This is a genomic window from Streptomyces sp. KR55 (genome assembly GCF_052245645.1).
Lineage (GTDB): Bacteria > Actinomycetota > Actinomycetes > Streptomycetales > Streptomycetaceae > Streptomyces > Streptomyces flavusporus.
This window is the reverse complement of sequence record NZ_JBQQCE010000374.1, coordinates 1-9,759: the sequence shown is the minus strand read 5'-3', so window position 1 is coordinate 9,759 and position 9,759 is coordinate 1. Positions and strand designations below refer to the sequence as shown.

The window sequence follows — 9,759 nt, the reverse complement described above, 5'->3', positions numbered from 1 at the left end:
CAAGGCCCCTCCCCCGGTACTCGGGGGCCACCCACACGCCCTGGATCTGGCAGGCGCGGTCGGTCGCTGCGCCGATCTCGGCCTTGAAGACGACCTTGCCGTGCTCGTCGAGGCGGGCGAAGGAGCGGCCGGAGCCGACGAGTTCGGCGACGCGGGCCTGGTAGAGGAGGCCGCCGTCACCGGCCAGCGGGGAGACGCCGACCTCTTCCGTGAACATCGCCACGCAGGCCGGCATGATCGTCTCCATCTCGTCCTTGCGGACGCGGCGGATGCAGGGGTCCGGGGCGATGTCGGCGGGCATGCGGTCGGTGACCATGAGCGGCTGGTGTGCGCGGACCTCGCGGGCCGGGCCCCACTGCGGTTCGAGGAGACGCCACAGCTGGGCGGTGGGTTCGGCGGGGCCCACGATGGAGGAGCAGCGGCGGCCCGCCCTTCTCGCCCGGTCGGCGAAGGCGCGGACCGCGCGGGGGGTGGCGCAGATGGGGACGAGGTTGGCGCCCGCGTAGCACAGGGACGTCAGCATGCCGTCCTCGTACCAGCCCCACATCTCGCCACCGAGCCGCCAGGGGTCGAGTCCGGCGACCTGGACCCGGGACGTCACGAAGGCGTTCGCGACGGGCTCACGGTCGAGGACGGCGAGCGCGGCGTCCAGGTCGCTCGGTTCGAGGACCCGGGAGGTCGTCTGGGTCAGCACGGGCGGGGCCTCAGGGTCGGATCTGCTGGTCCCCGCACTGTACCTGCCGAATTTGTGCAGCGCCGCCCCTCGTAACGGGGGACCCACACGACGGGCTCGGCGACGCCGAACCGGCGCCGGAAAAGGGTCCGGGCTCAGCCCGCCACCGACACCGACGGCTCGCCCGACGTCACCCCGTCCGCCTCCATCTGCTCGGCCAGCTTCATGGCCTCTTCGATGAGCGTCTCGACGATCTTGGACTCGTGGACGGTCTTGATGACCTCGCCCTTGACGAAGATCTGCCCCTTGCCGTTGCCGGAGGCGACCCCGAGGTCGGCCTCGCGGGCCTCGCCGGGGCCGTTCACCACGCAGCCCATGACGGCGACGCGCAAGGGCACTTCCATGCCCGTGAGGCCGGCGGTGACCTCCTCGGCGAGCTTGTACACATCGACCTGGGCGCGGCCGCAGGACGGGCAGGAGACGATCTCCAGACCGCGCTCCTTGAGGTTCAGCGACTCCAGGATCTGGATGCCGACCTTGACCTCCTCGGCGGGCGGGGCGGACAGGGACACCCGGATCGTGTCGCCGATGCCCTGCGACAGCAGCGCGCCGAAGGCGACCGCCGACTTGATCGTGCCCTGGAAGGCGGGGCCCGCCTCCGTGACGCCGAGGTGGAGCGGGTAGTCGCACTGGGCGGCGAGCTGGCGGTACGCCTCGATCATCACGACCGGGTCGTTGTGCTTCACCGAGATCTTGATGTCCCGGAAGTCGTGCTCCTCGAAGAGCGACGCCTCCCACAGCGCCGACTCCACCAGCGCCTCGGGCGTCGCCTTGCCGTACTTCTGGAGCAGGCGGCGATCCAGGGAGCCCGCGTTCACGCCGATACGGATCGGCGTGCCGTGCTCCTTGGCGGCCCGCGCGATCTCCTTGACCTTGTCGTCGAACTGCTTGATGTTGCCGGGGTTGACCCGGACCGCGGCGCAGCCGGCCTCGATCGCGGCGAAGACGTACTTCGGCTGGAAGTGGATGTCCGCGATCACCGGGATCTGCGACTTGCGCGCGATGGTCGCGAGCGCGTCGGCGTCGTCCTGGGTCGGACAGGCGACGCGGACGATCTGGCAGCCGGACGCCGTCAGCTCGGCGATCTGCTGGAGGGTCGCGCCGATGTCCGACGTACGGGTCGTCGTCATGGACTGCACCGACACCGGCGCGTCGCCGCCCACCGCCACGGATCCGACCTGGATCTGCCGGCTCTTCCGGCGCTCGGCGAGCTTGGTCGGAACGGACGGCATGCCGAGAGAAATCGCAGTCATCTGCTGTGCAACCCCAAGTCGTGGATCAAGGTCCGGTCCCGTCAGCAGCGGGCTCCAGGCTTCGAGATTACGGCACGGGCTTGTGCGCCAGCACACCACGCCCGTCGAAACCCACTCGATGGAAGGGCGGCCCGGCACAGCATGCCGGACCGCCGCCAACGCCGGGTGACTAGGAGATTCTCACCGGGTTAACCACGTCCGCGATCAGGACGAGGAGGGTGAAGCAGATGAAGATCCCGGCCACCACATAGGCCACCGGCATCAGCTTCGCCACGTCGAACGGACCGGGGTCCGGCCTGCGCAGCACCCTCGCCACGTTCCGGCGCAACGACTCCCACAGGGCGCCCGCGATGTGCCCGCCGTCCAGCGGCAGCAGCGGGAGCATGTTGAAGAGGAACAGGGAGAGGTTGAAGCCTGCGACCAGCATCAGGGCCATGGCCAGTTGCTGGGTGGGCGGGATGTCCAGGGTGAAGATCTCGCCGCCCACGCGGGCCGCGCCCACCACGCCCATCGGGGAGTCGGGTTCGCGCTCGGCGCCGTCGAAGGCCGCGTTCCACAGGGCCGGGATCTTCCCGGGCAGGGCGGCGAGCGAGTCGACGGCCTCGTCGACCCGGTCACCCATCCACACCAGGGAATCGTCGAAGTCCTGCCGGACGATGCCGGTGGCGGCGCTGAAGCCGAGGAAGCCGGCGGTGACGTACTCGCCCTGGACGATCTGGCCGCTGGAGTCCTTCTTGGCGACCTGGTTGGTGGCGATCTTCGCCTGCAGGGTGACTTCCTCGCCCTTGCGCTCGACGACGATCGGCACCTCCTTGCCGGGGTTGGCGCGGATCAGGTCGGAGAGCTCGTTCCAGTCGTCCGTGCGCACACCGTTGAAGGCGACGATCTTGTCGCCCGCCTTGAGACCGGCCGCCGCGGCCGGGGAGGCGGGGTCGGACTTCTGGCAGTCGTCGCGGTTCTCGCTCTGGGCGATGACGCACTGGGAGACCGAGCTGACGGTGGTGGTCTGCTGGGAGATGCCGAAGCCCATCAGGACGGTGAGGAACAGCACCACCGCCAGGATCAGGTTCATGAAGGGGCCCGCGAACATCACGATGACCCGCTTCCACGGCTTGCGCGTGTAGAACATGCGGTTCTCGTCGCCGGGCCTGAGCTCCTCGAAGGCCGCCGAGCGGGCGTCCTCGATCATGCCGCGCCACGGCGAGGTGGAGCGGGCCTCCAGCCTGCCGTCGGGGCCGGGCGGGAACATGCCGATCATGCGGATGTAGCCGCCGAGCGGGATGGCCTTGATGCCGTACTCGGTCTCGCCCTTGTTGCGCGAGAAGATGGTCGGGCCGAAGCCGACCATGTACTGCGGCACGCGGATGCCGAAGAGCTTGGCCGTGGACAGGTGCCCCAGCTCGTGCCACGCGATCGAGAACAGCAGGCCGACCGCGAAGACGACTATGCCGAGGATCATCATCAGGGTCGTCATGCACGCGCCTCCGCGGTGGCCGTCTGTGCCGTCAGTTCCCGGGCCCGGGCGCGCGCCCAGGTCTCCGCTTCGAGGACGTCCGACACGGTCAGTGAGGTTCCCGTGCGCGGGACGCCGTGTTCGTCGACGATCCGCGTGACGGTTTCCATGATCCCGTTGAACGGCAGCGCTCCACTGCGGAACGCCTCCACGCACTCCTCGTTGGCGGCATTGAACACCGCCGGGGCCGTGCCTGCGAGCTCGCCGACGTGTCGGGCGAGCTCGACGGACGGGAAGGCGTCGTTGTCGAGCGGGAAGAACTCCCAGGTCGACGCCTTGCTCCAGTCGAAGGCGGGGGCCGCGTCGGGGACGCGTTCCGGCCAGCCGAGGCCGATGGCGATGGGCCCGCGCATGTCGGGGGGCGTCGCCTGGGCGATCGTGGATCCGTCCGTGAACTCAACCATCGAGTGGACATACGACTGCGGGTGCACGACCACCTCAATGCGGTCGAAGGGAATGTCGTACAGCAGGTGCGCCTCGATGACCTCCAGGCCCTTGTTGACCAGGGTCGCGGAGTTGATCGTGATCACCGGGCCCATGGCCCAGGTGGGGTGGGCGAGGGCGTCCTCGACGGTGACGTTCGCCAGCTCCGCCTTCGTACGGCCGCGGAAGGGGCCGCCGGACGCGGTGACGACGAGCTTGCGTACGTCGGTCCGGGTGCCGGCCGCCAGCGCCTGGAAGAGGGCGGCATGCTCGGAGTCGACGGGGATGATCTGGCCGGGCTTGGCGAGGGCCTTGACCAGCGGGCCGCCCACGATGAGCGACTCCTTGTTGGCGAGCGCGAGGGTGCGGCCCGCCTCCAGGGCGGCGAGGGTCGGGGCGAGGCCGATGGAACCGGTGATGCCGTTCAGGACGGTGTGGCAGTCGGAGGCGGCCAGGTGGGTGGCCGCGTCGGGGCCGGCCAGGATCTCGGGGAGCGGCTCACCGGTGCCGTACTGGGCGCTCAGGGCTTCGCGCAGCGCCGGTACGACGTCCTCGCGGGCGACCGCGACGGTCCGGACCCGCAGCCGGAACGCCTGCTCGGCGAGGAGGGCGACCCGGCCGCCGTTGGCGGAGAGTCCGGTGACCCGGAACCGGTCGGGGTTGCGCAGCACGAGGTCGATGGCCTGGGTGCCGATCGACCCGGTGGAGCCGAGGATCACCACGTCCTTCGGGCCGTCTGCCGTCACCGGGTCGTAGACGAGGTGCGGGTCGGCGAGGGGGGCTGGACTGTCGCTCATCCCCCCATTGTTGCCGCAACGGATGTCCGTCAGGACAGGGTGTCCCTCGGGCGGGCGCCTTGTCGGGCTTGTGGCTGGAGTGAGCGGATCCGGGGTTTGTGAAACTGGCGTGAAGATCGCGTGATAACACTACGGTCATGGCCGGGCGGGGGCCCGGCCGTCGCATGACTTCGGACGACATCCTTGGGGGGATCTCTCCATGCGCATACGCGCTGCTTTTGCCCTGCCCGCGCTCGCAGGCGCGATGGCGCTCACCGGCACCGTGCTCAGCACTCCGGCCCAGGCGGCCGGCGGCGTGGTCATCCGCCATGTCTGGTTCGACAGCCCGGGCTCGGACACCGGCTCCAACACGAGCCTCAACGGCGAGTGGGTGGAGATCAAGAACACCAGCAGCTCGTCGATCTCGCTGAAGGGCTGGGTTCTGAAGGACAAGGCGAACCACAAGTACGTCTTTCCCAACGTCAGGATCGGCGCGGGCAAGACGATGAAGGTGAAGACCGGCGTCGGCAAGGACACCGCGTCGAACAAGTACCAGGACCGCCGCTGGTACGTGTGGAACAACACCAGCGACACCGCCACGCTCACCAAGGCGAGCGGCACCAAGGTCGACTCCTGCTCCTGGACGACGCGGGATCCGAGCGACAAGTGGTGTTGACGACCGGCCTCACCTGACAGGTCGGTGCACGTTCTCCTTCTGGGAGGGTCCGGGGGTCGCATCCGCGATCCACGGGCCCTCGCTCGAGGGGTCGATGACGCCGTGCTCCAGCCACTCGTAGCGGCCCGCCAGGACGCCCTTGACGACCTGCCGGTCGAGGTCGTCGGTGTTGGTCCACAGGCGGCCGAAGAGCTCGTCGACGCGGATGCGGGCCTGGCGGCAGAAGGCGTCGGCCAGCTGGTAGGCCTCCCGGCCGTTCTCGCCCCGGCGACGCAGCAGCTCGGCACGTACGCAGGCCGCGCTCATCGCGAACAGTTCGGCACCGATGTCGACGACCCGGCCCAGGAAGCCCTGCTTGGTCTCCATCCGGCCCTGCCAGCGGGACATGGCGTAGAAGGTGGAGCGGGCGAGCTTGCGGGCGTGCCGCTCGACGTAGCGCAGATGCGGGGAGAGGTCGATCCCGTGCTTGAACTCGCCGTAGGACGAGGGGAGTTGACCCGGTCCCGCGACGAGCTTCGGCAGCCACTTGGCGTAGAAGACACCGGCGTTCGCGCCCGCCTTCGCCTTGTCCTGCAGGGTCTTGTCGGGGTCGATCAGGTCTCCGGCGACCGACAGATGGGCGTCGACCGCCTCGCGGGCGATCAGCAGGTGCATGATCTCGGTCGAGCCCTCGAAGATGCGGTTGATCCGCAGGTCCCGCAAGACCTGTTCGGCCGGCACCCCGCGCTCGCCGCGCGCCCGCAGGGACTCGGCCGTCTCGAAGCCGCGGCCGCCGCGGATCTGGACGAGTTCGTCGGCCATCCGCCAGGCCATCTCGGAGGCGTAGAGCTTGGCGAGCGCCCCTTCGATGCGGATGTCGTTGCGGTCCTCGTCGGCCATCTGCGAGGCAAGGTCGGTCACGGCCTCCAGGGCGAAGGTGGTGGCCGCGATGAAGGAGATCTTCGCCCCGACCGCCTCGTGCTCGGCGATCGGCTTGCCCCACTGTTCGCGCGCCGCCGACCACTCCCGGGCGATCTTCAGACACCACTTGCCGGCGCCGACGCACGACGCGGGCAGGGAGAGCCGCCCGGTGTTGAGTGTGGTCAGCGCGATCTTCAGGCCGGCGCCCTCCGGCCCGATGCGGTTGGCGGCGGGGACACGGACCTGGTGGAAGCGGGTGACGCCGTTCTCGATGCCGCGCAGGCCCATGAAGGCGTTGCGGTTCTCCACGGTGATGCCGGGCGAGTTGGTCTCCACGACGAAGGCGGTGATGCCGCCCTTGTGGTCCTCGCTCTTCGGCACCCGGGCCATGACCACCAGCAGGTCGGCGACCACCCCGTTGGTGGTCCACAGCTTCACCCCGTCGAGGACGTAGTCGTCCCCGTCCGGCACCGCGGTCGTGGCCAGCCGGGCGGGGTCGGAGCCGACGTCGGGCTCGGTCAGCAGAAAGGCGCTGATGTCGGTGCGGGCGCAGCGTGGCAGGAACCGTTCCTTCTGCTCCTGTGTGCCGAACAGTTTCAGCGGCTGCGGCACACCGATCGACTGGTGCGCCGAGAGCAGTACGCCGACCGCGGGGCAGGCCGAGCCCGCCAGCGCGAGCGCCTTGTTGTAGTACACCTGGGTGAGGCCGAGCCCGCCGTACTTGGTGTCGATCTTCATGCCGAGGGCGCCGAGCTCCTTGAGCCCGTCGATCACCTCGTCGGGGATCTGGGCGTCCCGCTCGATGCGGGCGGAGTCGATCTTCGTCTCGCAGAAGTCGCGCAGCTTGGCGAGGAACTCCTCGCCCCGCTGGACGTCGTCGTCGGCGGGCAGGGGGTGGGGGTGGATGAGGTCGAGGCGGAAGCGGCCGAGGAACAGTTCCTTGGCGAAGCTGGGCTTGCGCCAGTCCTGTTCACGGGCCGCCTCCGCCACCTGGCGGGCCTCACGTTCGGTGACAGTGGGTCGGGTGGGAGCTGCGGACATGAGGCTCACCTCGCCGCGAATCGGGATCAGGGTCCATTTGGTTACCGACGGGTGCTACTCGATCGTATGTACCCGATCCGGGCCGAGGCCACCACCCCGCGCGCAGTCGTTCAGCCGATGTCGACGGAGTACGCCTTGGTGTCAAGGCGGCCCTTGCCCTCGAAAACCTCGGTGCCGGCCTCGATCCCGGAGACGTACTTGTCGTTGCTGAGCAGCTTGCGCCGAACGAGTGCCTGGGTGAAGTCGTCGAGGTTGAGGGTGGCCTTGGTGGTGTTGGTGCGGCGGACGAAGGAGTAGACGTTCCAGCCGATGTCGCCCTGGTAGATGTCCCACATCGCGCCACCGAGGCTGACGCTGCCGTACTTGGTGCCCAGCGGGCCGGCGCCGCCCTGGCGGTTGAGCCAGATCATGACCTCGTCGGTGGGCTGGTCCTGCCAGTCCGCGGTGTTCTTGGTGTGCAGCCACAGGTCGTAGGCGACGTTCATCGTGCCGGGGTTCGAGCTGACCGAGAAGTCCCAGGTGGTCCGGACCGGCTTGCGGTCGCCGACCCGGATGGGCAGCTCGGTGCTCGCCTTGTCCGTCTTCCAGCCCCAGTGCCAGCCGAGGACGGTGCTCGCGTACGACTTCACGTCGGAGTCCTTGCCGGTGGCGCTGTTGGCCCAGGTGTAGTCCGTGCCCCAGGAGATCGTGTTGCCGGACCCCGAGTTTGCGGAGTTGTCCCAGACGCACTGGCTGCCGGTGCCCTTGTCCTGACCCCATAGGTTGTTGTTCACGTAGTACTTGCCGAGCGTGATGGTGTCGAAGGCGGTGCACTTCTTGCTCGACTCGCCGGCCTGGGCGACGGTGACGCCCGCGGCGGCCGCGAGGGCGACGGAGGCGGCGACCAGCGTCTTCGCCTTCTTGGACAGGCGCGGTCTGCGGTGTTGCATGGGGGGTCCTTCCGGGGGACGGTTCCGTGTTACGTCCCTTCAGTGACCGCCGGGCGCACCAAGGTTGCCGTACCGGCCGAAAATCATTGTCGAAGCGCTTCGACACACTATGGACACCCACCCCGGCTGGAGCTACTGTCGAACCACCCTCACCCGCCGTTGTTCGCAATGCGCACTGTCGAAGCGCTTCACAAAGCTTGGAGAGCTGGATGGTCACCCTCGCCGAGGTCGCCCAGCACGCCGGAGTGTCGGCGAGCACGGTGAGCTATGTCCTCAGCGGCAAGCGGTCCATCTCCGCGACCACCCGGCACCGGGTCGAGCAGAGCATCCGGGAGCTGGGCTACCACCCGAACGCCGGCGCCCGCGCCCTGGCGAGCAGCCGGTCGAACATCATCGCCCTGATGATTCCACTGCGCACGGACATGTACGTGCCGGTGATGATGGAGATCGCCATCGCCGTGGCCACCACCGCCCGGACGCACGGCTACGACGTCCTGCTGCTCACCGGCGAGGAGGGCCCCGACGCGGTGCGCCGGGTCACCGGCAGCGGGCTGGCCGACGCCATGATCCTGATGGACGTCGAGCTGGACGACGACCGGCTGCCGTTGCTGCGCGGCACCGACCAGCCGTCCGTCCTGATCGGACTGCCCGCCGACACCACCGGTCTCACCTGCGTCGACCTGGACTTCGCGGCCACGGGCGCGCTCTGCGTCGAGCATCTCGCCAAGCTGGGTCACCGCGACATCGCTGTCATCGGCGAGGCCCCCGCGGTGTACGAGCGGCACACCGGTTTCGCCGAGCGCACCCTCGACGGACTCCGCTCCCGTGCACGGGAGTTGGGGCTGCGGGTGCTGCACCGCCCCTGTGAGGGCGGGTACGACGCGATGGCGGTGACGCTCGCCCGGGTCTTCGACGAGCGTCCGGCGACGACCGGGTTCGTCGTGCAGAACGAGTCGGCGGTCGAGCCGCTGCTCGCGCTGCTGCGCCAGCAGGGCCGGGCCGTGCCGGAGGACGTGTCGGTGGTCGCGATCTGCCCGGACCAGGTCGCCACCCAGGCGTCGGTGCGGCTGACGTCGGTCGCCATCCCGGCTCAGGAGATGGGCCGGCACGCCGTGGAACATCTGGTCGCGAAGCTGGACGGGCGGGGCAGTGACGAGGTCGTGCTGATCGCCCCCGAGTTGACGGTCCGGGCGAGCTCGGGACCGGTTCCGTCCGGATCCTGACGGTCCTGACACCGGTCGCACCACCCCCTTCAAGGCACCTCCCTGTCTGCACTCCTCACAGGAGCCCCCAAGTGAATCAGCCTGCCGAAAACCAGCCCAAGGTCAGCCTGGCCCAGTCCTCCCCCACCGTCGGCACGTTCCGTGAGCGGGACGGCGGTCTGGAGTGGAGCGGCCGCCAGGAGACCGTACGCATCGAGCCGTGGGGTCCGGACGCGGTCCGGGTGCGGGCGCGGCTCGGCGGTCCGGTCCTCGAGGGAATGCCGGGCGCACTCCTGGCCGAGGCCCCGCCGAC

8 protein-coding genes and 1 pseudogene are annotated in these 9,759 nt (G+C 69.4%); 3 read left to right on the top strand and 6 right to left on the bottom strand.

All coding sequences use genetic code 11. The features are described 5' to 3' along the window. The 4 genes from ACTWQJ_RS38055 to dxr form a co-directional block, all read right to left on the bottom strand. Positions 1 to 694, bottom strand: a 694-nt coding sequence (locus ACTWQJ_RS38055) for a GNAT family N-acetyltransferase (protein WP_443311006.1), incomplete at its 3' end; no start/stop codon positions are given. 134 nt (positions 695 to 828) lie between these two features. Next, positions 829 to 1,986, bottom strand: a complete 1,158-nt coding sequence (ispG, locus tag ACTWQJ_RS38050; RefSeq protein ID WP_443311005.1) for a flavodoxin-dependent (E)-4-hydroxy-3-methylbut-2-enyl-diphosphate synthase — start codon at positions 1,984 to 1,986, stop codon at positions 829 to 831. 169 nt (positions 1,987 to 2,155) lie between these two features. Beyond that, on the bottom strand, positions 2,156 to 3,448 hold the full coding sequence (locus ACTWQJ_RS38045; protein WP_443311007.1) for a M50 family metallopeptidase: 1,293 nt from the start codon (positions 3,446 to 3,448) through the stop codon (positions 2,156 to 2,158). 8 nt (positions 3,449 to 3,456) lie between these two features. Beyond that, positions 3,457 to 4,719, bottom strand: coding sequence for a 1-deoxy-D-xylulose-5-phosphate reductoisomerase (gene dxr, locus ACTWQJ_RS38040; protein ID WP_443311004.1), 1,263 nt, complete (start codon positions 4,717 to 4,719; stop codon positions 3,457 to 3,459). 199 nt (positions 4,720 to 4,918) lie between these two features. On the opposite strand from dxr, the gene ACTWQJ_RS38035 reads away from it, so the two are divergent. After that, positions 4,919 to 5,374, top strand: coding sequence for a lamin tail domain-containing protein (locus ACTWQJ_RS38035; protein ID WP_443311003.1), 456 nt, complete (start codon positions 4,919 to 4,921; stop codon positions 5,372 to 5,374). 9 nt (positions 5,375 to 5,383) lie between these two features. Here ACTWQJ_RS38035 and ACTWQJ_RS38030 read toward each other — a convergent pair whose 3' ends face one another. Further along, complete coding sequence (locus ACTWQJ_RS38030; RefSeq protein WP_443311002.1) at positions 5,384 to 7,315, bottom strand: acyl-CoA dehydrogenase family protein; 1,932 nt, start codon at positions 7,313 to 7,315, stop codon at positions 5,384 to 5,386. Between the two features lie 110 nt (positions 7,316 to 7,425). Beyond that, positions 7,426 to 8,244 (bottom strand): GH12 family glycosyl hydrolase domain-containing protein, encoded by an 819-nt coding sequence (locus tag ACTWQJ_RS38025; RefSeq protein ID WP_443311001.1) that lies wholly within the window; start codon positions 8,242 to 8,244, stop codon positions 7,426 to 7,428. 209 nt (positions 8,245 to 8,453) lie between these two features. Between ACTWQJ_RS38025 and ACTWQJ_RS38020 the strand changes: the two genes are divergently transcribed. Together ACTWQJ_RS38020 and ACTWQJ_RS38015 are read left to right on the top strand one after the other, a co-directional pair. Then, the gene (locus ACTWQJ_RS38020; protein ID WP_443311000.1) at positions 8,454 to 9,467 is read left to right on the top strand and encodes a LacI family DNA-binding transcriptional regulator; all 1,014 of its coding nucleotides are present in this window, start codon (positions 8,454 to 8,456) and stop codon (positions 9,465 to 9,467) included. 71 nt (positions 9,468 to 9,538) lie between these two features. Further along, positions 9,539 to 9,759: pseudogene (locus ACTWQJ_RS38015) on the top strand (TIM-barrel domain-containing protein); the annotation flags it as partial.

What these genes read in the sequence shown, in the direction of transcription:
- ispG (WP_443311005.1), bottom strand. Translation starts at nt 1,986, where the DNA reads ATGACTGCGATTTCTCTCGGCATGCCGTCCGTTCCGACCAAGCTCGCC.
- ACTWQJ_RS38045 (WP_443311007.1), bottom strand. Translation starts at nt 3,448, where the DNA reads ATGATGATCCTCGGCATAGTCGTCTTCGCGGTCGGCCTGCTGTTCTCG.
- dxr (WP_443311004.1), bottom strand. Translation starts at nt 4,719, where the DNA reads ATGAGCGACAGTCCAGCCCCCCTCGCCGACCCGCACCTCGTCTACGAC.
- ACTWQJ_RS38035 (WP_443311003.1), top strand. Translation starts at nt 4,919, where the DNA reads ATGCGCATACGCGCTGCTTTTGCCCTGCCCGCGCTCGCAGGCGCGATG.
- ACTWQJ_RS38030 (WP_443311002.1), bottom strand. Translation starts at nt 7,315, where the DNA reads ATGTCCGCAGCTCCCACCCGACCCACTGTCACCGAACGTGAGGCCCGC.
- ACTWQJ_RS38025 (WP_443311001.1), bottom strand. Translation starts at nt 8,244, where the DNA reads ATGCAACACCGCAGACCGCGCCTGTCCAAGAAGGCGAAGACGCTGGTC.
- ACTWQJ_RS38020 (WP_443311000.1), top strand. Translation starts at nt 8,454, where the DNA reads ATGGTCACCCTCGCCGAGGTCGCCCAGCACGCCGGAGTGTCGGCGAGC.